Annotated in this window: 24 protein-coding genes; 10 read left to right on the forward strand and 14 right to left on the reverse strand. The window is 55.7% G+C overall.

The features are described 5' to 3' along the window. Positions 1-27: 27 nt before the first annotated feature. Positions 28-1284: a DUF1015 domain-containing protein gene (locus ACYUBO_RS11665; protein ID WP_460374730.1), complete on the reverse strand. Its 1257-nt coding sequence runs from the start codon at positions 1282-1284 to the stop codon at positions 28-30. A gap of 42 nt (positions 1285-1326) precedes the next feature. Between ACYUBO_RS11665 and rimI the strand changes: the two genes are divergently transcribed. Together rimI and ACYUBO_RS11675 are read left to right on the forward strand one after the other, a co-directional pair. Beyond that, positions 1327-1815, forward strand: coding sequence for a ribosomal protein S18-alanine N-acetyltransferase (gene rimI / locus ACYUBO_RS11670; protein ID WP_460374732.1), 489 nt, complete (start codon positions 1327-1329; stop codon positions 1813-1815). Positions 1816-1865: 50 nt separating this feature from the next. Continuing rightward, a complete protein-coding gene (locus tag ACYUBO_RS11675) occupies positions 1866-2381 on the forward strand; it encodes a helix-turn-helix domain-containing protein (RefSeq protein WP_300334324.1) in 516 nt (171 codons plus the stop codon). Here the strand turns inward: ACYUBO_RS11675 and trpA are convergent. Genes trpA through ACYUBO_RS11710 form a run of 7 tightly spaced genes read right to left on the reverse strand, consistent with a single transcriptional unit; the run spans position 2332 to position 8383 of the window. After that, complete coding sequence (gene trpA / locus ACYUBO_RS11680) at positions 2332-3135, reverse strand: tryptophan synthase subunit alpha (RefSeq protein WP_460374734.1); 804 nt, start codon at positions 3133-3135, stop codon at positions 2332-2334. The genes ACYUBO_RS11675 and trpA overlap by 50 nt on opposite strands. Beyond that, positions 3132-4286 carry a tryptophan synthase subunit beta gene (gene trpB, locus ACYUBO_RS11685; RefSeq protein ID WP_460374736.1) on the reverse strand — a complete coding sequence of 385 codons (1155 nt, stop codon included), beginning with the start codon at positions 4284-4286 and terminating at the stop codon, positions 3132-3134. Before trpB ends, trpA begins: the two co-directional genes overlap by 4 nt. Beyond that, positions 4283-4855: a phosphoribosylanthranilate isomerase gene (locus ACYUBO_RS11690; protein WP_460374738.1), complete on the reverse strand. Its 573-nt coding sequence runs from the start codon at positions 4853-4855 to the stop codon at positions 4283-4285. The genes trpB and ACYUBO_RS11690 overlap by 4 nt, the downstream gene beginning before the upstream one ends. Further along, positions 4846-5589: an indole-3-glycerol-phosphate synthase gene (locus ACYUBO_RS11695; protein ID WP_460374740.1), complete on the reverse strand. Its 744-nt coding sequence runs from the start codon at positions 5587-5589 to the stop codon at positions 4846-4848. The genes ACYUBO_RS11690 and ACYUBO_RS11695 overlap by 10 nt, the downstream gene beginning before the upstream one ends. Continuing rightward, a complete protein-coding gene (gene trpD, locus ACYUBO_RS11700; RefSeq protein ID WP_460374742.1) occupies positions 5590-6603 on the reverse strand; it encodes an anthranilate phosphoribosyltransferase in 1014 nt (337 codons plus the stop codon). It lies immediately after the preceding gene. Continuing rightward, a complete protein-coding gene (locus tag ACYUBO_RS11705; protein ID WP_460374743.1) occupies positions 6600-7175 on the reverse strand; it encodes an anthranilate synthase component II in 576 nt (191 codons plus the stop codon). The genes trpD and ACYUBO_RS11705 overlap by 4 nt, the downstream gene beginning before the upstream one ends. Next, positions 7172-8383, reverse strand: a complete 1212-nt coding sequence (locus ACYUBO_RS11710) for an anthranilate synthase component I family protein (protein WP_460374745.1) — start codon at positions 8381-8383, stop codon at positions 7172-7174. Before ACYUBO_RS11710 ends, ACYUBO_RS11705 begins: the two co-directional genes overlap by 4 nt. A 159-nt stretch (positions 8384-8542) precedes the next feature. On the opposite strand from ACYUBO_RS11710, the gene ACYUBO_RS11715 reads away from it, so the two are divergent. The 3 genes from ACYUBO_RS11715 to ACYUBO_RS11725 all read left to right on the forward strand — a co-directional run bounded on the left by ACYUBO_RS11715 (position 8543) and on the right by ACYUBO_RS11725 (position 10242). After that, positions 8543-8902, forward strand: a complete 360-nt coding sequence (locus ACYUBO_RS11715) for a spore germination protein GerW family protein (protein ID WP_300333945.1) — start codon at positions 8543-8545, stop codon at positions 8900-8902. Continuing rightward, complete coding sequence (locus ACYUBO_RS11720) at positions 8903-9484, forward strand: DUF2953 domain-containing protein (protein ID WP_460374747.1); 582 nt, start codon at positions 8903-8905, stop codon at positions 9482-9484. Positions 9485-9594: 110 nt separating this feature from the next. Further along, a complete protein-coding gene (locus tag ACYUBO_RS11725) occupies positions 9595-10242 on the forward strand; it encodes a hypothetical protein (protein ID WP_460374749.1) in 648 nt (215 codons plus the stop codon). On the opposite strand, the gene truA is transcribed toward ACYUBO_RS11725, so the two are convergent. The 3 genes from truA to ACYUBO_RS11740 all read right to left on the reverse strand — a co-directional run bounded on the left by truA (position 10174) and on the right by ACYUBO_RS11740 (position 12093). After that, positions 10174-11055 carry a tRNA pseudouridine(38-40) synthase TruA gene (truA, locus tag ACYUBO_RS11730; protein ID WP_460374751.1) on the reverse strand — a complete coding sequence of 294 codons (882 nt, stop codon included), beginning with the start codon at positions 11053-11055 and terminating at the stop codon, positions 10174-10176. The two genes, ACYUBO_RS11725 and truA, sit on opposite strands and share 69 nt — an antisense overlap. After that, complete coding sequence (locus ACYUBO_RS11735) at positions 11013-11687, reverse strand: CehA/McbA family metallohydrolase (RefSeq protein ID WP_460374791.1); 675 nt, start codon at positions 11685-11687, stop codon at positions 11013-11015. The genes truA and ACYUBO_RS11735 overlap by 43 nt, the downstream gene beginning before the upstream one ends. Before the next feature lie 214 nt (positions 11688-11901). Next, entirely contained in the window at positions 11902-12093 is a 192-nt protein-coding gene (locus ACYUBO_RS11740; protein WP_460374753.1) for a hypothetical protein, read from the reverse strand. Positions 12094-12249: 156 nt separating this feature from the next. Between ACYUBO_RS11740 and ACYUBO_RS11745 the strand changes: the two genes are divergently transcribed. Together ACYUBO_RS11745 and ACYUBO_RS11750 are read left to right on the forward strand one after the other, a co-directional pair. Next, positions 12250-13623: an MATE family efflux transporter gene (locus ACYUBO_RS11745; protein WP_460374755.1), complete on the forward strand. Its 1374-nt coding sequence runs from the start codon at positions 12250-12252 to the stop codon at positions 13621-13623. Positions 13624-13685: 62 nt separating this feature from the next. Continuing rightward, positions 13686-14402 (forward strand): DNA alkylation repair protein, encoded by a 717-nt coding sequence (locus tag ACYUBO_RS11750; RefSeq protein WP_460374757.1) that lies wholly within the window; start codon positions 13686-13688, stop codon positions 14400-14402. A 37-nt stretch (positions 14403-14439) separates the two neighbouring features. On the opposite strand, the gene ACYUBO_RS11755 is transcribed toward ACYUBO_RS11750, so the two are convergent. Next, entirely contained in the window at positions 14440-14697 is a 258-nt protein-coding gene (locus tag ACYUBO_RS11755) for a hypothetical protein (RefSeq protein WP_460374759.1), read from the reverse strand. Positions 14698-14813: 116 nt separating this feature from the next. On the opposite strand from ACYUBO_RS11755, the gene ACYUBO_RS11760 reads away from it, so the two are divergent. Beyond that, complete coding sequence (locus ACYUBO_RS11760) at positions 14814-16478, forward strand: cache domain-containing protein (protein WP_460374760.1); 1665 nt, start codon at positions 14814-14816, stop codon at positions 16476-16478. An 11-nt stretch (positions 16479-16489) separates the two neighbouring features. On the opposite strand, the gene ACYUBO_RS11765 is transcribed toward ACYUBO_RS11760, so the two are convergent. Together ACYUBO_RS11765 and ACYUBO_RS11770 are read right to left on the reverse strand one after the other, a co-directional pair. Beyond that, the gene (locus ACYUBO_RS11765) at positions 16490-17686 is read right to left on the reverse strand and encodes a M24 family metallopeptidase (protein WP_460374762.1); all 1197 of its coding nucleotides are present in this window, start codon (positions 17684-17686) and stop codon (positions 16490-16492) included. Between the two features lie 116 nt (positions 17687-17802). Further along, the gene (locus ACYUBO_RS11770) at positions 17803-18366 is read right to left on the reverse strand and encodes a cysteine hydrolase family protein (protein ID WP_460374764.1); all 564 of its coding nucleotides are present in this window, start codon (positions 18364-18366) and stop codon (positions 17803-17805) included. A gap of 98 nt (positions 18367-18464) precedes the next feature. Between ACYUBO_RS11770 and ACYUBO_RS11775 the strand changes: the two genes are divergently transcribed. Further along, a complete protein-coding gene (locus ACYUBO_RS11775; RefSeq protein WP_460374766.1) occupies positions 18465-19091 on the forward strand; it encodes a hypothetical protein in 627 nt (208 codons plus the stop codon). A gap of 95 nt (positions 19092-19186) precedes the next feature. Further along, complete coding sequence (locus tag ACYUBO_RS11780; RefSeq protein WP_460374767.1) at positions 19187-20209, forward strand: type II glyceraldehyde-3-phosphate dehydrogenase; 1023 nt, start codon at positions 19187-19189, stop codon at positions 20207-20209. Positions 20210-20288: the final 79 nt, after the last annotated feature.

Raw genomic sequence — 20288 nt, forward strand, 5'->3', positions numbered from 1 at the left:
AAAAAATATGGGATACTCTCCCCTCCCTTACTTGTCAATCCCATGGATCACAAGACCGGAGAGGAGTTTTGGTTCAAACCAGGTCGATTTCGGCGGCATAATCATATCATTGTCTGCAATATCGCAGATCGAATCAACGCCAATCGGCTGCATCAGGATCGCAAACGCATACTCGCCCGAATCAACCCCGGCGATCAGATCAGCAATCGGAAGGGCGCCACCCATAAACGCAAGCCGCTCATCGCCTCGTGGATCGGTGATCCCAAGCATCGGGGAGAGGACCTTCTCCTGGAGGATCGATACATCGAGCCTTGCGATTGCATCTGCCGAGGGAGCAACCGGTCTCGTCAGCTCATAGAACCGGCCGCCGATATAGAGGTGCATAATATGCTGATCCGCCAAATCGAAAGCCGGAGGAATGGAAGATGCCAGCGTATCCACAGAATCCAGTTCCCGGATCGAAAAGATCTCCCCGAGCCTCTGGAGGAAGGCATCCTCCGTCATCCCGGCTATGTCACGGACGAGCCGGGAATACCCATGAATCAGGACGGAATCATGGGCAAAAAGGATGCCCATGAACCGGCTGGCTTCCAGATGAGCATCCCCGCGTTCACTCCTACGCTCATAGACATTGACGGCACTCTTTGCCCGGTGATGGCCATCAGCAATATAGAGGGACGGCACATCTGCAAAGGTTACGGTGATCTTTTTAATCAGATCGGGATCGGTGATCGGATAGATCCGGTGCACCGCACCCGACTTCGTCCTCGTCTCTGCAACCGGCTCTCCGGTTGCCTGTGAGGCGATCAGATCGTGGATACCTTTTGTATCACGGTACAGCAGGAAGACCTGCCCCGTATTGGCACCGACAGCATCGATATGCCGTGTCCGATCCTCCTCCTTATCGTAACGGGTCAGCTCATGCCGTTTCACGACCTTGTTCTGGTACTCGGAGACCCCGATGCATGCGACGAGGCCGGTAAAAACCCGGCCCTCATCCTCCACCTGGTACACCGAGTAGCTCTCTGCAGAATCCTGCCTGAGGAGGCCCTCTGCCTGCATCTCATCAAAGACCGCGCGGGCACGGGCATAGACCATATCATCATAGGGATTGAGATCCGGGAGTTCTGCATCGGATCGGATCACCCTGAGAAAACTCAGGTTATTTTCTGATATACATGCCGCCGCCTCGTCCCTGCTGACAACATCGTAGGGAACGGATGCAATAGCGGCAGACTCCTCCGCTGCCGGACGGAGGGCTCTGAACGGATAGATGGAAACCATGGAAAACTCCACGTAGGTGTAGGTGCTATACTCTATTGAAAGATGGTGACTGCAGGTTTTCATCCGGAACATGGGATCACTTTTTTGATCCGGAGGGCAAACCCTGGCGACATCCCCGCGATCGTCCCCCTTGAAGTGATGGCGTTCACTGATCCCTGGGGAGAGAGCGGTATTCGTGAAGCCATGGAGCTGTACCTCTCCTCATTCTTTGTGGCAGTTGCTCACGGGAAGATCATCGGCTTCTGCGGTGGCGGCATCGAGGATACCGGCGATGTGATCTATGGGCATCTCTGCACCCTCGCTGTGGCAGATGAGTACCGCCACAAGGGGGTTGGCCGGGAACTGCTCCGCTGGATCGAGGATGACCTCCGCCAGAAAGGAGCCGCAGCCATCCAGCTCGAGGTGAGGATCTCAAACCAGAATGCGATCACCTTCTACAAAAGGCTCGGATACCAGGAGATCTTCTGCTATGACAGCTATTACAAGGATGGCGAAGACGGCCTCGTCATGATGAGATGGTTCTCCACATAAATTGTCAGGATGCATCCTTATTATCTCCCGGAGAAGAGATCCTACTTGTTATGTTCTCACGCCGGATCTTTGAGACCGATTTTGCAGAAGCGCTTGACGAGGAGCTGAAGAGGAGGGATATGACGATCCGGGAGCTCTCCGAGAAGACCGGCATACCCCCCGCAACACTCTATAAGATCGCTTCAGGGGAACGGGATCCCCGGCTCTCGACAGTCCGGCGGATCGTTGCCGCCCTTGAGCCGCATGAAGGGACATTCATCGCCGTTGTTGCGGCAAAGTTCCTCCTTGACGAGATCGAGGGAGCACGGGTATCAATCGGAGGAAAAGAGGTGATCCTGAAAGGATATGCCGCAAATTCGATAGACGAGTGCATGATGGCAGCGGTCGAAGCCAAGAAAGATGGGGCCTCAGGGATCATCTGTGCCCCGATCATCGCCTCCATCATCGAGAAGATCGTCGATATCCCCGTCGCTATTCTGAAACCGCATCCCGATACCGTCATCGATGCTGCGAACATCATTGCCCGGCGGATCGAGAGGATCGGTGGCGGGCAATTCCGGACCTGATCTCCCGCACGGCTTCTCCCACAAAGAGAGCGGGATAATCCGGGTTCCTCTCGATCGCCCCGGAGATCACCGATCCGGCAATCACGGCATCTGCTCCGGCTGCTGCTGCTTCATGGGCGGTTTCTGCCGATCCGATCCCAAACCCGACTGCAACCGGCAGCACGGTACTCTTCTTCACCTCCAAGACCCGATCCCCCAGATCATCCGGAAGATGCTGCCGTGTTCCGGTGACACCGGGTGCCGAGACGAGATAGAGGAAACCCCGCCCGATCCCCCCGATCATCTCTCTCCGTTCCGGCGGTGTGTTCGGTGCGATGATGAAGATCGGATCGATCTTCTTCTGGGAGATGAGCAGACCTCCTTCCTCAGGCGGCATATCCACAATCAGTATCCCGTCTGCTCCTGCAGCCGCGGCATCAGAGAGGAATTTTGCCTCTCCCCTGACAATTGCCGGGTTTGCATAGGTCATCAGGCAGATCGGGATATCGCTCTTTCTCCTGATTGCACCGATAAGAGAGAAGACACCTTCGATGCCAATCCCACCCCTGATAGCCCGTTCATGGGCACGCGAGATCACGGGACCGTCGGCAACCGGGTTTGTGTTTGGAATGATCAGCTCGATCATATCGGCACCGGATTCGATCATCGACAGAATCACCTCAAGCGAGAGTTCCGGGGTCGGATCACCGGCCACGGTGCAGGCGATCAGGAGGGGAGAGTCCCCCTTATTGAATGCCTCTTCGATCCGGCTCATGCCCCGCCTCCAGTGACAGTGCCAAGATCCTTGTCCCCGCGTCCCGAGAGGGTGACTGCAATCAGGCTTCCGGGATCCATCTCTTCTGCAAGCCGGAGTGCCGCAGCAACCGCGTGTGCAGACTCAAGTGCCGGGATGATCCCCTCTTTCCTTGAGAGGAGCCGGAATGCCAAGAGGGCTTCGTTGTCAGTAACCGTCACATATTCTGCCCTGCCGATATCACGGAGATGGGCATGTTCGGGCCCGACGCCCGGATAATCGAGCCCTGCCGAGATGCTGTGCGTCGGGGAGATCAGTCCTTCTGCATCCTGGAGAACCGAGGTGAAGGCGCCATGGAGCACCCCCCGGGTTCCACAGGAGAGGGAGGCGCCATGATCGCCGGGGCTGAGGCTCCGGCCCCCCGCCTCTGCCCCGATCAGCCGGACCGGGGTATCAAGGAGCGGGAAAAAGGTCCCGATCGCATTTGATCCACCGCCGACACAGGCGACAGCTGCATCGGGGAGCCTTCCTTCCAGTGCAAGCGACTGATGATACAGCTCCCTGCCGATGACAGACTGGAAGTCGCGGACCAGTGTCGGAAACGGGTCAGGCCCGACACAGGATCCGATCAGGTAATGCGAGGTCTCTGCGGTGGCAGCCCAGTTCCGGAGCGCGCAATCAACGGCATCGGAGAGGGTGGCAGATCCGCCTGATACCGGGGTGACAGTGGCACCCAGAAGCTCCATCCGTGCAACATTCAGCGCCTGCCGCTCCATATCGACTGCACCCATGAAGACCTCGACCGGGAGGCCGAGGACTGCTCCCGCCATGGCGGTTGCCACCCCGTGCTGGCCTGCACCGGTCTCTGCGATCAGCCGTTCTTTTCCGGAACGCTTCGCAAGGAGCGCCTGGCCAAGTGTGTTGTTAATCTTATGGGCACCTCCATGAAGCAGATCCTCCCGTTTCAGGCAGATTCCGACCCCCGTCTCTCTCCCGAGGTTCCTGCAGATGTAGAGCGGTGTCTCTCTCCCGGCATAGCGGGTGAGGAGTGCTATAAGCTCTGCCTGTGCATCGGAATCCTCCCTGAAGATAGCATATGATTCAGCAAGCTCCCTGAGGGGTTCGATCAAAATCTCAGGAGCATACCTCCCCCCGTACTCCCCGAACCTCATGGTGAACACCCCCGGCAGGCAGCAACAAATGCCTGCACCCGGTGCATATCCTTCACGCCCGGAGATGATTCAACGCCGCTTGAGACATCGACACCGGCAGGATGGAGCGATCGTATCACGCCCGCAACAGATGAATGCGTGAGCCCGCCTGATACCAACACAGGAACCGTTGCTTCTTCAATCGCTGCTTCCGCAACCACAGTGTCAAGCATAACACCCCTGCCATGCGAGACATCAAGGAGGAGGCGGTCGGCATCTTCAGGAGGCAGGCTGATCCCATCCCAGCCCGAGACAGAGATGAACCGATCCGGTACATTCAGCTGATGATAGGTCTGGATCGCATCCGGTGAGAGGCGGCAGATCTCCCGCAGATAGGCAGGTGACCTTGTGGTGGTGACGCAGACCGTCTCCACCCTTCCGGCAATCGCCTTAAGAATTGCCTCAGCCCTCCGCGTGGTAACTGATCGTTGTGAATCGGTATAGAGGAGTATGCCGATCGCGTCGGCTCCGGCAGATACCGCAAGCCTGGCATCGGCGGGAGAGGTGATCCCGCAGATCTTCACGTACATGCAAACACCTCCGTCGCCTCCCTTGGATCCGCAGCTGACGCGATCGAGGTCCCGATTAATACACCCATACAGGTCTTCATCGCCTCCAGAACCTCGGCCTGGGTCGATATCCCGCTCATTGCAATCGGGATTTTGCCTGCTGCCCTGATTGCCGGGGCGATCCGGGCAGAAGTGCCGGGATCGATCTGAAGTGTCCTGAGATTGCGGTTATTGATCCCGATGAGTGAGGCCCGTGTGGCAATGGCATCTTCTGCTTCCCCGGCGGAGAAGACCTCGACAAGTGGCTCAAGACCGCATTCGATCGCGTAATCGACATATGCAGGGAGGTCGTCCCCGAGCACTGAAGCGATCAGGAGAACCGCATCCGCACCCAGTGCCCTGCTCTCCCTGATCTGGCGCGGGTGTACCAGGATATCCTTCCTGAGGATGGGGAGGCTTACATGCCGCCTGACCTCCCCTATGAAGGAGGGATCACCGGCAAAGACCGTCGGCTCGGTCAGAACCGAGATCGCAACCGCACCACCCGCCGCCATTGCTGCCGCAAGCCGTCCCGGAGGCAGGGTTGCACCCGTTGGTCCCCCCGGCGAGGCGTACTTCACCTCACCGATCACCGCAGGCGATCGGGAGAGGAGCGCCCGCTTCAGGCTCCGGACAGGGAAGAAATCCCGCGGAAACGTATCCGGTAGTTTGGCAGCCCGCTGGTGTGATGACGCGATAAGTGCATCCAGGATCATTCAGGCACCCCCGTTGATCTCCGCAAGAAGCCTGAGTGATTCAAGAGCCCTTCCCGAATCGATTGAGTCTTCTGCCATTTTCAGGGCAGAGGAGAAGGTTGCTGATCCTTCCCCGGCAAGGATCGCCCCCGCAGCATTCAGGAGGACGATATCCCGTGCAGGCCCCTCGCCGCCGTGAAGCACCCGGCTGATGATCGCAGCACTCTCTCCCGGGCTTTCCGCACGAAGCATATTACGTGGCGCTTCAGCAAGTCCGAGATCGGCTGCATTCAGCGTATAATAATCGATCTGACCCGAAGAGAGCTCGCAGATCCGGTTCTCCCCGGTGAGGGAGAGCTCATCCAGCTGATCCCCCGAGACGATCAGCGCCTTCTTAACCCCGAGTGCCTGGAGCGCCTCTGCCATCGGACCGAGGAGGGCGGGATCGGCGACACCAATGATCCGGTTGATCGGGCCTGCCGGGTTGCAGAGGGGTCCTGAGATATTGAGGATCGTCCTGAATCCAAGCTCTGAACGCAACCCCGAAAGGGTCTTCAGGGCGGGATGGTACTTCGGGGCAGAAAGAAAGGCAATATTTGCTTCATGAAAGGATCGAATCACCAGTTCTTCAGAAGCATCGATAGAGACACCGAGTGCGGTGAGGAGATCCGCAGAACCTGACCTGCCTGTCTGCGCACGGTTCCCGTGCTTTATGACAGGAACCCCTGCACCAGCCGCGACAAATGCGGCGGCGGTGCTGATATTAAACGTCATCGAGTGGTCGCCGCCTGTTCCGCAGGTATCAACCGCACGATCTGATCCGGGGATCACAATCGTTCTCGCATGGGAGAGGAGCACCGATGCACAGGTGGCGAGATCCTCTCCCGTCAGGGTGCGGTTCCTCAGTGCATAGAGGAACGCTCCTGCCTGTGCAGGTGTTGCTAACCCCGAGATGAGATCATCAAAGGCAAGGCCGAGTCCTCCCCGGGGCAGGGGGGCATCCTCTGCCATCGCAACGCAGACCTCCTGGATCATGCGATCCCTCCATCAAGGAATGCGGCGATGAGGCGGTTTCCCATCCCGGTGAGGAGACTCTCGGGATGGAACTGCACCCCTTCGATCGGAAATCGGCGGTGCCGGACACCCATCGGAAGGTGATCGTCAAGGGAGTATGCGGTGATCATCAGATCCTCCGGGAGAGAACCTTCATCAAGAACAAGAGAATGGTACCGGACAGCCGGAAACGGGTTCTGAAGACCGGAGTAGATCCCGGAACCATTATGGGAGATCTCCGAGACCTCCCCATGCACCGGGCGTGGGGCATGGATGATCCGCCCGCCGGCAGCAGAGCAGATCGCCTGGTGCCCGAGGCAGACGCCGAGTGTCGGCACCGTCTTTGAGAGGGTGGCAAGGACTTCCATCGGGAGTGCCATATCCCCCGGTTTTCCGGGTCCCGGTGAGAGGATGATCCGATCAGGCTCCTCCTTCTCCACAGACGCACATGAGCGGTCTGCGGGGATCACCACCGGATCGGCTCCGAGGCTCCCCACAAGCTGGAGGAGGTTATAGCTGAAGCTGTCAAAACAGTCCACGATTACGACCTTCATGCTGATTCCTTCCCGGCTGAGTCGATGGCACGGAGACAGGCTTCGGCCTTGATTGCAGTCTCATCGAATTCGCGATCTGGATCAGATCCTGCGACGATCCCGGCCCCCGCCTGCACCGATGCAACACCATCCCTGACAACAACGGTCCTGATTGCAATTGCAAATGCGAATGCCGATCTCCCGGCATACCCGACTGCACCGGCATAGATCCCACGGGGTTCCTGCTCCAGTTCTGCGATCAGCTCCATTGCACGCTTCTTCGGGGCTCCCGTTACAGTGCCTGCGGGAAAACAGGAGCGGAGCGCATCATAGCCATCAGCTCCGGGAGCTGCCTCTGCCGTCACCGTTGATACGATATGCTGGACTTTTTGGTACTTCGCCACCTCCGCATACCGGGGAACAGAGACAGATCCAAACGCTGCGACCCTCCCGATATCGTTCCGTGCAAGGTCAACGAGCATAAGATGTTCTGACCGCTCTTTTTTGTCGGCAAGCAGATCTGCTGCGAGCGCTTCATCCTCATCCGGGTTGCAGCCCCGCGGCCGTGTACCTGCAATCGGGACGGTGGTGAGGGTGCTCCCGCTGGCTGCAACCAGCATCTCCGGGCTCTCTCCTGCCACCTGTTCATCACCGAAATCGAGGAAATACCCATAACAGGTGGGGTTCTGTGACCGGAGAGCGGAATAGATCCTGAGGGGATCGCCAGTGAATGGGAGCTGGATCTTCCTTGAAAGGACCGCCTGATAGCAGTCACCATCAACGATATGGGATTTGAGCTGCCTGACGCCATCTGTAAAGAGAGGGCGCTCCATTGTGGTGTTCGATGCTGTTGGTAGATCACCTGGTGGTGGTGGAGGAGAGAAGAGATCACGCGATAGAAGGACTTCGGCCATCATCTGGATCCGGCTTTTTGCCTCTTCGTCCATATCACGTGAGAAGAGCGTGATCCCGTTTCGATCGATTGAGACGGCATCACGGCATGAGAGGAACCTGCCCCCTCCTTCGTACCTGAGATATCCGACAGGGGAGAAGGGGGGATCGGCTGCCATTGCCCTGAGAGTATCACAAGGATCACCCGGACAATCCAGTACTTCAGATCCAATCCCGACCATTACCGGAAGGCCGGGGAATTCGAGAATATAACCGGGGCCATCGGCAAGCGCCCGGTAGACCGCAACCGGATCTGCTTCCTTTATCGAGAGGAACAATCCGGGTGCGGCGGCTGCCAGTCCGATGGCATCACCGTCTTGTGTACTTCTGTTTGCATATACTCTGGTAAGTTCTGTATATATTTATACATTGTTGATCACATTTGTCCAATAGACTGACACACATCCTTAATAATCACCTGGTTATACTTCACTACCATGACAGAGAGAAATGTCTTTGATGCAATCCTGGAGCACCTCAGGACGATGGTCTCCTCGGACATCCTGGTATCAAATCCGATCATCTCGGGGAACCGCTCGATCTTCACCATCTCTTCAGTTGGATTTGGATTTGGCGGAGGGGAAGGGAAAGCCGAAGATGGTGTTGGTTCCGGCGGAGGTGCAGGAGCGGGCGTCACCCCGGTAGCGGTGATGGTCATTCACCAGGACATTCCGGGACCTGAGGGAATCCAGATCTTTACTCTGGGAAAGAAGGGTGAGGTCGCACAGGCGATCTCGACTGCCGCAGAATCCCTCCCCTCGGTGATCGAGGCGATCCGGGGATCCAAGAAAGAGTGAATGGATTTCTACCCCATACTCCTCGCATTCGCATGCATCGGAGGGGGAGCAACACTCGTCCTGATCTCGTTCTGTATCACCCTGACCGGATCGATCAGCCCTGATGGATGGTACGCCGGGGGGGGCCTCGGCCCGATCACCCTCCTCCTCCTCCCAAAACGGACTCTTGAGCTCCGGCTCTTTGAGAGGCTCGTGTACACGTATATCATCCCGGAAGAGGCAGAGGAGACAACAGGTGAAGAGGAGGAGCAGGCAGCAGATGGGGAAGATGATGAAGGCAGCGACATTCTGAAGGAAGCAGAGGGAAAAACCGGTTTTCCCCTCTCTGCCCTTTTGAAGCTTCCAATCTCAATCGACTCGGTCTGGATCTCCGGCAGGATCGGAACAGGCGATGCCGGTGAGACGGGGAAGCTCTACGGCTGGGCTGCTGCCCTCCGGGGTGCACTCCGGACAACCCGGATTCACCTCAATGTTACCCCTGATTTTGCATATGCGGGATGGTCAGCGAATGTCCGGGTCCGTATCCGGATACGATCGATTGTACATCTGGTGCTTGCATTTGTCCCATTTGTGAAGAGATAGCGGTCATTGACCGCATATATGCCACTCAATTATCATTGATTGCAGATACTGCCATTACCCATATCTTTTAAATATTTTGATCGCCTCTTTTCACATGTGTGTGATACACTATGACAGATGATGAAAAGAAGACAAATGAACCGGAGGTGACTCAGGATCCCCTGACTACTCCTGTCAGCACCCAGGCACCCGCTGCGGAAGAAAAACCAAAACCCGCTCCGGAACCAACGGTCAGACATGAGAAGGAGACGATCCATGAGATCCGGTATATGGATAAGCCTGAGAAGAAGAAGAAGAGCAATAAGCTGAAGATCATCGGCGTGCTCATCCTGATCCTCCTCATCGGTGTGATCGCAGTCTTCGCCACCCTGAACGTGACGATGTATGCACCGGTGGAGGGACAGTCATACCCCTACACCACCACCTATAATGTCTGGTTCCCGCTTGGAAAGACCGTGAACGTCGGCGGGATCGATATGGTCGCCCTCTCCACCCAGAATGAGATGTTGATCGCAGTTGGCGGGCAGACCGAAAAACTCGATGTAGGAGAGAATAAACTTATATCAGAGCGGCGTGCGGTTGTGAAGACGCTTGGTATCACCGTCGTCGACACGAACTTCCAGATATACCTCACCTATCGAGGGCTCTCAGACCCGGCAACGGCAAACTTCTTCCTTGCAGTGAGGACATCACAACAGGTGCCGCAGTTTATCGTGAATCTCCTCCTTCCGAAGGATATCCAGGCGGTTCCCGCCTAACCACCCAACCATTTTTTCTTCGATCCGCAGTCGGACGGCCTCATTCCTGAGCTTCTGATCTGCCCGTTCTGATCTGGTGAGAGGATGAAACAGAAGGCCGCAGTCCACGTCCCAGAGTATCAGTGGATCAGGAGGGGCTGCCGGGATCCGATTCCCTTCTTCAGTAAGGAGGGTGCTGATCCGTTCCGGGGGGATCACCCCTGCACCCGCTGCCAGGAGGAGGGTTGCCATCCCCCGGACCATATTCCAGAGGAAACTCTCTCCACTCACTTCAAAGATGATCAGATCTTCTTCCCTGAAGATCCCTGCTGAGAGGATCCGCCGCATCGGATCCCGCCCCTCCTCCACCCGTGCAATTCTTCGGAAATCATGGAGACCGACAAAACGGGATGCCGCCGCCTCCATCTGATGCAGATCAAGACCCTCTTCCGCGAAGAGGTAGCGGTATGTCCGGCTTGTTGCCTGGTACCGGGGATTAAAATCATCAGGAACCTCCGCCCAGCCTGTTGCCTGGCAGTCGAAAGGCAGCATCCGGTTTAATGAAGAGACGATACGCTCAGGACAGGGTGTTGTGAACGCGACCACCTGCCCCCGTGCCGAGACACCCGCATCGGTCCTCCCGGCAGAGACGAATCCCGCAGAACGGAAATCTTCAAAAAGGCCCAGGCGGAGACAGGTGTCGATGAACACCCCCTCAACAGTCCTGGTATCAGGTTGCTGCTGTGAGCCTGAGAATCGCCGCCCGGGATAGCTTATCCGAAGAGCGATTCTCACCGGCGAAGGTTCGGTATCCGCCGTTGCAACCTCCTCCATGTGCTTTTAAGGGACTGGCGGGTATAAGTGCGGAGTGGCGTCATCCGGCAGGAGGCGATGGTCTTCCCCTCGCAGATGGCGTGTAGGATCGACTCCGCTGTCGGTTCGGCATCAATAAGCGTTGAGCCGTACCCGACATACCGCCAGTGATGGGCATCGCTCCCTCCGATACAGGGCTTCCCGAACCTTTTGGCAAGCCGTGCCGCCTTCTGGTTTGCTGCACCGACGATATACCGCGAGTTGAATGCCTCCACAGCATCAACAAGGGCAAGAGCATCTTTCAGCTTCAGCCCGACCCCATGCCGCCACATATGGAACGGGTGGGGCAGGATCGTCACCCCGCCCATCTGCTCTGCAATCGCAATCGTCTGCCGGACCGATAATCCGGCAGGAATCGGATCGGTCACCCCGAGGACAAGAAGATGCCCTTCTTTTGTCGAGACCTCAATTCCGGGGATGATAATGACTGGTGTCTTCAGTTCAAGGGCATATCTGGCACCAGTTACGGTATCATGATCGGTGATTGCGATCGCATCGAGGCCTATCTCTTCAGCCCTCCTGAGGATATCCTCAACACGGCTCTCACCGTCACGCGAATGATTGGTATGAATATGGAGGTCACACCGGAGCATCATTGATACTCACTATTCTCACGCCAAGATAAAGAAACCCATCTATTCCTGCCAATCAGGCAGGTGATCCCTGAAAAGAAAAACATAATCCCTCTATTGCACTCTTTTCCGGGAAAATGCAGGTCAAATCGGATTTATTAAATGGAGCACCGGGGCATCCCGGACACCAGAGCTGATGCTCTTCAGCTGCATGCCCGGATCACACCTGTATCTTTCACACCCTCCGCCTGCGCTGATAGGTCCCTTTTGGAATCTGAATGATGATATCGCCCAGAATGTAACACCCCAGTGCAGCAAGAATGATTGCCGGAATCGGGAGGTTCAGAAGAGTGCCGAATGCAAAGGCTGGTATGCATGCAGCCAGGATCGTCATGAATCGAAGCACCCATCGGGGCGGACTATCCATAGAGGTTCTTTTGTATACTTCATCAAAAAGGTTTCCCGGAAGTTCACATTGGGAAAATGTGGTGAGATGATATGATATGCAGGATTCTGGTTTCGGAGAGATTATTTGTCTTGAGATGAATACAGTTAAAGACAAATTTTATAATTCCATGATACTATGAACCCCACCGATCAGTCCATCCATAAGGGAGTCTCCATCCTCACCGGCGATCCGAAGAAGGCAATCATTGCTCTTTCAATCCCGGTGATCATCGCAATGCTCCTCCAGTCCATCTACAACCTTGTCGATGCGATCTGGGTGGCGGGTCTTGGGGAAGATGCACTCGCCGCAGTCGGGTTTGTCACGCCGCTCTTCCTGATCCTGATCGGGCTTGGGAACGGGCTTGGCGCCGGTGTCAGTTCCGCCATAGCAAGGCGGATCGGAGCAGGAGATCGGAGAGGTGCTGACCGGGCAGCGATGCAGGGGATCGGCCTCATCCTGATCATCGCTGCCCTGATCACCCCTGTTCTTGTCTTCCGGGCAGAACCGCTTGCCGCACTTCTTGGTGCCGGGGATGCAACGGCACTGACTGCCGAGTATGCGAGGATCGTCTTTGCAGGAACTCCGTTCCTCCTCTTTGCCTCCATCTCCTATGCGATCTTCAATGCAGAAGGGTCAACAAAGAAGACGATGTATGCGATGGGTGCATCGGCTGTGATCAACTGTATCCTCGACCCGATCCTGATCTACCCGATGGGGCTTGGGGTTGCTGGTGCTGCGTGGGCAACCCTCATCTCGATCCTCTTGGTATCGGGCCTGATCTTCTACTGGCTCTTTATCGAGCGCTCCACCTATGTCACCCTGAGGAGATCAGAGATCCGGCCTGAGCGGGAGATATCAATGGATATCATCAAAGTCGGCATCCCCGGCAGCCTCCAGTTCGTGATGATGTCGGCGGTGGCGATCCTGATCAACGCCCTTTTGGTGACCACGACCGGGAACGATGCGGTGGCGGTCTATACTGCCGGATGGCGGGTGGTGCTCTTCTCGATCATCCCGCTGATTGGTATCTCGATTGCCCTCATATCAATTACCGGGGCATCCTATGGAGCACGGCAGTTCGAGCGGCTGCGCTCTGTCCAGAGAATTGCGCTGGGATACGGCCTTCTCATCTCCCTCGTCCTGACTGCCGCCACCTGGCTGCTTGCACCATACCTTGCAGTATTCTTCACCTATTCAGCTGAAAGTGCACATCTCGCACCGGGTATCACGGCATTTCTCAGGACCATCTGCTGGTTCTTCCCCTTTGTCCCGGCAGGCATGTTCTCTTCCGCCATCTTCCAGGGAACAGGCAGAGGGATATCGGCATTGATCCTTGAGTTCTTCCGAAACATCGTCTTTATCGCAGTCTTCATCTGGATCCTCGGCATCTCGCTCTCCTATGGAGAAGTGGGGGTCTGGTGGGGGGTTGTTGCCGGGAACACCTGCGGGGGTCTCTTTGCCCTCTTCTGGGCACACCGGTACATCACCAGGCTGATCAGGTATCAATGAGGGGGTTGTCCGGATGATGCAATAAGAGGAACCTCTATTGCCTGAAAATGGAGATCTCTGGTATGGATACCATGCTTGAAGAGATCCGATCCACCCTCAGGGAGAGAGCGGATCCGGCACTCGCAGAGAGTGGGAAACGGTTCTTTAAGGAGGAGGTCACCTCCTACGGCATGAAGACGGCTGAGGTTGCAAAAATTGCGAGATCCCATCTCCCTGCCCTGAAAACACTTGGGAAAGATGAGGTATTCTCCCTCTGCGAAGACCTCTTCTCCTCAGGCTACCTTGAGGAATCATTCATAGCATCCGAATGGCTTCCACATTTCAGTGACCGGTTCGAGCCCGCGGATCTGGTCATCTTCGAAGATTGGATCGAGAGGTATGTGACAAACTGGGCAACCTGCGACACCTTCTGCAACCATACCGTCGGCGATCTCCTGGTGCAGTACCCGGACTGCATCAAAAAGCTCTACAAATGGGCAGAATATGAGAACCGATGGCTCAGGCGCGCTGCCGCCGTCTCCCTGATCGTCCCTGCAAAGAAGGGAGAGTTCCTCGAAGAAGCGTTCCGGATCGCAGATCTCCTCTTTGAGGATTGCGAGGATCTGGTGCAGAAAGGATACGGGTGGCTGCTGAAAGAGGAGAGCAGGAAGCACCGGGACGAAGTCTTCGCTTATGTCCAGGCAAAGAAGAGGACGATGCCCCGGACGGCTCTCCGGTACGCAATCGAGCTGATGCCGCAGGAGATGCGAAGAGAGGCGATGAAGAAGGACTGGAAGTAGGGATCAGAAGCCCTGCTATTAATTCCTTACAATAATCTCAGAAGAATCGATCAGAATCAAAACTTTCAGACTTACCTCGTATCTTCTTCTTCGCCGGGAAGAGATCGATTTCAGGGAGGGGATCGCCTTTTACCCGCAGCGGGGACTTCTTCGGCGCCTTCTCATTTCGTTTCTGTTTTCGATTGTACCTCTCCGGATCTTTTGCAGCCAGGTACTCTGGTGCATCCGGGAAGCCCCCGAAATATTCTTCCTGATACAGGATATCCCGTGAAAAACGCGTATTCCGTCGCGACATCTCTCTCACTTGGTAATATCAGGGTTGAACCATTCAAATCATAAATATTTCCCTCTCCGGGAACGGGAACTGCACACCAATCGCCTTTTTAGTAAGGGTGTAACTAATACTCTTCTATGCGACCATTGAATGCACTGCTACTCCCGATTATCATCCTTCTTGTCTGTATCTGCGGATGTCTCGGCGGGGTGGATGAAGATGCCGTTCATCATGATGAGATGAGCCGGATACTGGATGAATCGATACACTCAATAAACGAAGAGCTGAATAGTCTCTCCCTGACAACCACAGAGAACGCAGATCAGCTCGCCATACTCGGGCTTGATTCTCCTGAAGCACTGGACTTCCTGAAACAATCGCTCCAGAAATATGTATATGCCCATTCCTCGGTTGTGATCGCACCTGATGGAATCGTCATCGCCGCCGTTCCCGAGCAGTATGCCGATCTTGCCGGCCTGGATTGGGCATACCAGCCGGAGGTTGAACGGGCAAATACCGAACAGGTTAAAATCGTCTCCGATGTCTTCTGGCTCGTCGAAGGGTTCTACGGGATCTCACAGAGCAGCCCGATCTTTTCAGCCGATGGAGAATATCTCGGCTATACCGATATCACCTACCGCCCCGAGCAGATGATCTCTCGGCAGATCGACCCGGTGCTTACCGGGACACCATACGATATCTGGGTTACAGAGACAGGCGGACGGGTGATCTATGATGCAACCGCAGAAGAGATCGGGAGGAACCTCTTTACTGATCCCGCATACCAGGAACCCGGACTTCAGGAGGCATTCCAGAGAATCGTCTCTGATCCTGCCGGAGAGACAACCTACACCTTCTGGGACACGAACTGGCAGGAGCAAGTGACAAAGACCGCTCTCTGGGGAACCGCCGGGGTTGACGGGGCCGAATGGAGGGTTGTTATCACATGGAACGCGGGCAGTGAGAGGGTCGACGAGAACGGCGATCGGATCACGCCCCGGACCGAGGAGGAGATCGATGCAATGAAGACCTTTGTTGCAGAAGCAGCCGCATATGGCCGTGAACACGGCCGGGAAGCGGCACTTGCGGCATTCAATGATCCGGAGGGCGACTTTGTCAGGGGAGAGCTCTACATCTTCTCCTATGCAGATGACGGCACCTGCCTCGCCCTCCCCTTCCAGCCGGGATTCATCGGCGAGAACCGTCTTGCAAACACCGATCCAAACGGTATCCTCTATATCAGCGAAATGACAAGGAAAGCCGGGACCGGAGGAGGAGCTGTATATTATATCTATCCAAACCCGGAACGTGGCTTACAGAACGAGCTGAAACTCTCATATCTGCTCCCCGTCGATGATACCTGGTGGGTTGGCTCAGGGATCTACCTCCCCTCAGTCAGGGCAGAATTCAATAAAGCCGATCGTGATGACCTGGTGCTCCGTGTCCACAATGCACGGGACTATGCCAGAGACCATGGAAAAGAGCAGGCGCTTATGGACTTCAATGATCAGGAGGGCGAATTCGGGCTCGGCGACGCCTATATCTTTGCATATGGCTTCGATGGCACCACCCTTGCCCTCCCTTACCAGCCTGAATTGATCGGATCAAAACGGCTTGGCTTTGAGGACAGCTACGGGGTCAATGCAATAGAATGGGAGATTGAAGTCGCACGGGCTGGCGGCGGGTTTGTGTATGTCACCTATACCAGCCCCGCAACCGGCATTGAAAGCTTAAAACTCTGTTACGTGGTTCCGGCTGGTCCTGACTGGCTCATCGGATCCGGGATCTATGCAGGTGCATAAGAGGATCAGGGCTAAAACCCCACCTCAATCAACCCTTTTGAAAGACCTGTGATCGATTCGCCACCACCGGGCCTGACCAGGAAGGTATTCTCCACCCCGACCATGCCGACACCGGAGATCCCGATCTTCGGCTCAAGTGCGATCGCCATCCCCACACTAAGCGGTTCGTCAAACCCTTCTGCCAGTACCGGATACTCATCGACCTCAAGCCCGACCCCATGGCCGAGGAAGGGAACCTGCCGGCCGGAATACCCCATGAAGTCCTTTTGGTATTTCTCAGGAATATCCGCAATCACCGTCCGGTAGATGTCTCCAGGGATGACACCGGGGCGGAGGAGGGACGCCATCTCCTGCTGGAGAGCGAGGCATCTTTGGTGTGCTGCAACTGCCCGCTCCGGTAGGGGGGCGCCGAACTGGTAGACGGCTGTCTTATCGGTATGGTAGCCTTCATACCCGCATCCGACATCAAGGAAGACGAGATCGCCCTTCCCAAGCTTCCGGTCACGCGATCCGAGGAGTGGTACTGCGGCTGAGAGCCCGACTGCCCCGCCGGGACCATTGAACGAGGTGGAGGCAAGGGAATGTTCGCCAAATGCGATCTGGCCGAGGACGATCTCGTTTCCAAACATCGAGAACCTGACGATCCCGTGGTGTCCTTCTGCAATCAGGGCGGAATGGAGCTCGCACCCCAGATCCGCCTCGCTCATCCCTTCCCGAAGGATCAAAGGGACGATATCGTCAAGGACATGCCGGTGGATCTCACCCGACTTTCTCATGAGTGCGATCTCATAGGGACTCTTCACTGCCCTGACATACGCGATCTGCTTATCGAGAGAGGCGAAGCTTTTTGCGGGAATATGCTTTCTGAATCTCTCAAGGAGTGCGATTGGTACCAGTTCAGCTTCAATATGACAGGTATCCGGGACTTTCCCCATCTCTTTTGCCAGATCCCGGAAACTCTGCATCGAACGGATATCAGGAAAAAGGGATTCTGCCCGTGCCCGTTCATAGCTCCTTCTCACCCAGTATACAGGATCACCGTCACGGGGTATCAGAAGGACGCCGTCCTGCATAGTGCCGCAGAAGTAGTACTGGTTGACTCTTCCAAAGAATGCCGCCATCTCCCAGTCCGGGAAATCACTCTCCATTCGCTGTCTGAAACGCTTAATACGGTCTATTTCTTCCGATACCGGTACCTTCGCCTGCATGCGTTTATGTATGCGGGGTGACTACTTGAGTGTCACGCCGCACCAGAATCACCGCTCAATACAACTCATCTGAATGAAGATCTGAAAAAGAAGGGACAAAGGGGGAAATCGTGGGATCAGATCATCCGCAGGCATTCGTCGGTTGTTATGATCGAGACCCCGATCGCCGCCATATCCCGGAGATTTGTTACGTGAATCTCCGGTGTTGCCGCGGCAACGGCATCTGAGACGAGGACGGTATCATATCCATATGCCATTGCATCAAAGACAGTCGTCCTGATGCAGTTTGGCGTCTGTATCCCGACAACAACAACCCTTTCAACGTCAAGAGAGCGGAGAAGGAGATCGAGATCGGTTCCGAGAAAACCGCTCATTCGCGTCTTTGAGAGGATATGTTCGCCTGGAATTGGGGCAATTGCATCGATCACCTCTGCTCCTTTTGTCCCGGCAACCGCAAACGGGGTTTTCGAAAAGATCTCTCTCCTGAAAGACTCGACATCGGATCCGCCGGGGCGGTGGATGCGGAGAATATGAATCACCGGGAGCTTCTGCTCCCTGAAATGGTTCAGGATGGATCTGAGGGGTGCAATGATCGCATCAGCCCCTGCGACACGGAGAATAGCAGAATCCCCCACAAAATCATTCTGCATATCGATGATCAACAGTGCAGTCTTCTTCATGATGATCTGGTTTTTGTCAGCTGATTGGGATATCCTTTTGGATCACCATCCGGCATCTTGATGTGCTGGAGGGTTAGAGAGTGTATCAGGTGCGAATCGTGACGACAGATGAGGCGGCTGCCCCCGAAAACGAGGAGATCATAGACGAGATCACCGGGACATTCCAGGGAACACAGGTGATCGATTTTGCCTATGAATATGACTGCACCACCACCCGCGGTGTCCGGCTCTGGTTCACCGATCTTCGGTTGAGATCGACCGATGCCCTCCCGATCACCCTCGATTGCGGCGGGTTCTGCCTCGAGGACAGAAGCGATCTCGGGGAGGGTGGAATTGCTCTTTTCATACGGGGAAGCCGCTACAGCCCCGATTCTGAGGCAGGAATCGACCAGATCGATTCAGTGATCAGGCAGGATCTCCTGACACTCTTTGATGATGCTGTTCTCGTTGATATCGACGGGCTCAGGTATGGCGAGATCCCCTGCCTCGAAGAGGATGGAATATCCTTCTATCCCCTAAAAGCAGATGCCATTCACTTCAGGACGCCGGAAGGGATCCCCTTCCTCTTCAGATCGGAAGGGTTCTGCAGGACAAACCCCGTTCATAAGACAAAGGCATGGATCGTCTTTGACACCCTGCTTGCGGTCGATTCGGAAGGTAACTGCGAACTCGTCTCTGATGACTTCTATAACGAATTTCTGGGCGAAGCTGAAGAGTCCCAATAGAAGGAATTCAATCTCCACCGGGGTTTGTGACAGGGGTTTGAGCCTGAAGCTCAATACAGGGTACTTTAATATTTTCAGAACCAGTATGGATGAATATGATCAGGGTTGCCATCAACGGGTATGGAACAATCGGCAAACGTGTCGCCGATGCAGTCACCTGCCAGCCGGATATGACGGTCATCGGGGTTTCAAAGACAAAACCCTCTGCCGAGGCATTTATCGCAAGAGAACGGAAATTTCCCCTGTATATAGCCGATCTCTCGAAGAAGGAAGCCTTTGAAAAAGCAGGTATTCCGGTTGCGGGAACGGTTGAAGAGATGCTTTCTGCCTGCGATATCGTCGTGGACGCAACACCGGGCGGAATCGGGGCAAAGAATCGCGCCCTCTATGAGAAGGCGGGAATCAAGGCGATCTGGCAGGGCGGCGAGGATCATGAAGTGGCAGGCTTCTCCTTCTCCTCGTCATGTAATTTCAAGGACGCAATCGGGCGGGATTATGCCCGTGTCGTCTCCTGCAATACAACAGGGCTCTGCCGGATCATCAGGCTTGTAGACAGTGAGTACGGTGTCAAAAAGGTAAGAGCAACGATGATCCGGCGCGGCGGCGATCCCGGTGATATCAAGCGGGGCCCAATCGACGCGATCGTCTTAAATCCGGTCACGATCCCCTCCCACCACGGACCCGATGTCCAGTCTGTACTTCCGGATATCAGGATCACCACCACCGCCCTCATCGTCCCGACGACGATGATGCATATGCATGTTGTACAGATGGATCTGAAGCGGCCGGGGACACGGGAGCGGATCATCGAGCTGATCAGTAAGAATCCGAGGATCGGGCTGGTGCGAAGAGAGACCGGTATCACCTCCACGGCTGAACTGAAGGAGTATGTGATGGATCTCGGCCGGCCGAGATCGGATCTCTGGGAGAACGGGGTCTTTGAAGGCTCGATCTCAGTTGACGAAGACGATCTCTGCCTCTTCCAGGCGATCCACCAGGAGGCGGATGTTGTTGTTGAGACGATCGACTGTATCCGGGCGATGATGGGAACGATTACGGTTCCTGAAGAGTCGATCGCGCTCACGAACCACTCACTCGGGTTCACGCCGATCAGGTGAAACAGTCCCGGAGAGGAGAGAAGGCGGCCACCCAGAGGGGAGCGGAGCATACCGTTCCCACACTCTTTTTCCCACCATC

The sequence above is a fragment of the Methanocalculus sp. MC3 genome (genome assembly GCF_054767395.1).

Coding starts and splice junctions, on each gene's coding strand:
- ACYUBO_RS11705 (WP_460374743.1), bottom strand. CDS start 7,175: ATGAAGGTCGTAATCGTGGACTGTTTTGACAGCTTCAGCTATAACCTC.
- ACYUBO_RS11755 (WP_460374759.1), bottom strand. CDS start 14,697: ATGTCGCGACGGAATACGCGTTTTTCACGGGATATCCTGTATCAGGAA.
- trpD (WP_460374742.1), bottom strand. CDS start 6,603: ATGATCCAGGAGGTCTGCGTTGCGATGGCAGAGGATGCCCCCCTGCCC.
- ACYUBO_RS11770 (WP_460374764.1), bottom strand. CDS start 18,366: ATGAAGAAGACTGCACTGTTGATCATCGATATGCAGAATGATTTTGTG.
- ACYUBO_RS11715 (WP_300333945.1), top strand. CDS start 8,543: ATGACAGAGAGAAATGTCTTTGATGCAATCCTGGAGCACCTCAGGACG.
- rimI (WP_460374732.1), top strand. CDS start 1,327: ATGGTGACTGCAGGTTTTCATCCGGAACATGGGATCACTTTTTTGATC.
- ACYUBO_RS11675 (WP_300334324.1), top strand. CDS start 1,866: ATGTTCTCACGCCGGATCTTTGAGACCGATTTTGCAGAAGCGCTTGAC.
- trpA (WP_460374734.1), bottom strand. CDS start 3,135: ATGAGCCGGATCGAAGAGGCATTCAATAAGGGGGACTCTCCCCTCCTG.
- ACYUBO_RS11780 (WP_460374767.1), top strand. CDS start 19,187: ATGATCAGGGTTGCCATCAACGGGTATGGAACAATCGGCAAACGTGTC.
- ACYUBO_RS11735 (WP_460374791.1), bottom strand. CDS start 11,687: ATGCTCCGGTGTGACCTCCATATTCATACCAATCATTCGCGTGACGGT.
- trpB (WP_460374736.1), bottom strand. CDS start 4,286: ATGAGGTTCGGGGAGTACGGGGGGAGGTATGCTCCTGAGATTTTGATC.
- ACYUBO_RS11750 (WP_460374757.1), top strand. CDS start 13,686: ATGGATACCATGCTTGAAGAGATCCGATCCACCCTCAGGGAGAGAGCG.
- ACYUBO_RS11740 (WP_460374753.1), bottom strand. CDS start 12,093: ATGGATAGTCCGCCCCGATGGGTGCTTCGATTCATGACGATCCTGGCT.
- ACYUBO_RS11725 (WP_460374749.1), top strand. CDS start 9,595: ATGACAGATGATGAAAAGAAGACAAATGAACCGGAGGTGACTCAGGAT.
- ACYUBO_RS11745 (WP_460374755.1), top strand. CDS start 12,250: ATGAACCCCACCGATCAGTCCATCCATAAGGGAGTCTCCATCCTCACC.
- truA (WP_460374751.1), bottom strand. CDS start 11,055: ATGGAGGAGGTTGCAACGGCGGATACCGAACCTTCGCCGGTGAGAATC.
- ACYUBO_RS11765 (WP_460374762.1), bottom strand. CDS start 17,686: ATGCAGGCGAAGGTACCGGTATCGGAAGAAATAGACCGTATTAAGCGT.
- ACYUBO_RS11690 (WP_460374738.1), bottom strand. CDS start 4,855: ATGTACGTGAAGATCTGCGGGATCACCTCTCCCGCCGATGCCAGGCTT.
- ACYUBO_RS11695 (WP_460374740.1), bottom strand. CDS start 5,589: ATGATCCTGGATGCACTTATCGCGTCATCACACCAGCGGGCTGCCAAA.
- ACYUBO_RS11720 (WP_460374747.1), top strand. CDS start 8,903: ATGGATTTCTACCCCATACTCCTCGCATTCGCATGCATCGGAGGGGGA.
- ACYUBO_RS11665 (WP_460374730.1), bottom strand. CDS start 1,284: ATGGTTTCCATCTATCCGTTCAGAGCCCTCCGTCCGGCAGCGGAGGAG.
- ACYUBO_RS11760 (WP_460374760.1), top strand. CDS start 14,814: ATGCGACCATTGAATGCACTGCTACTCCCGATTATCATCCTTCTTGTC.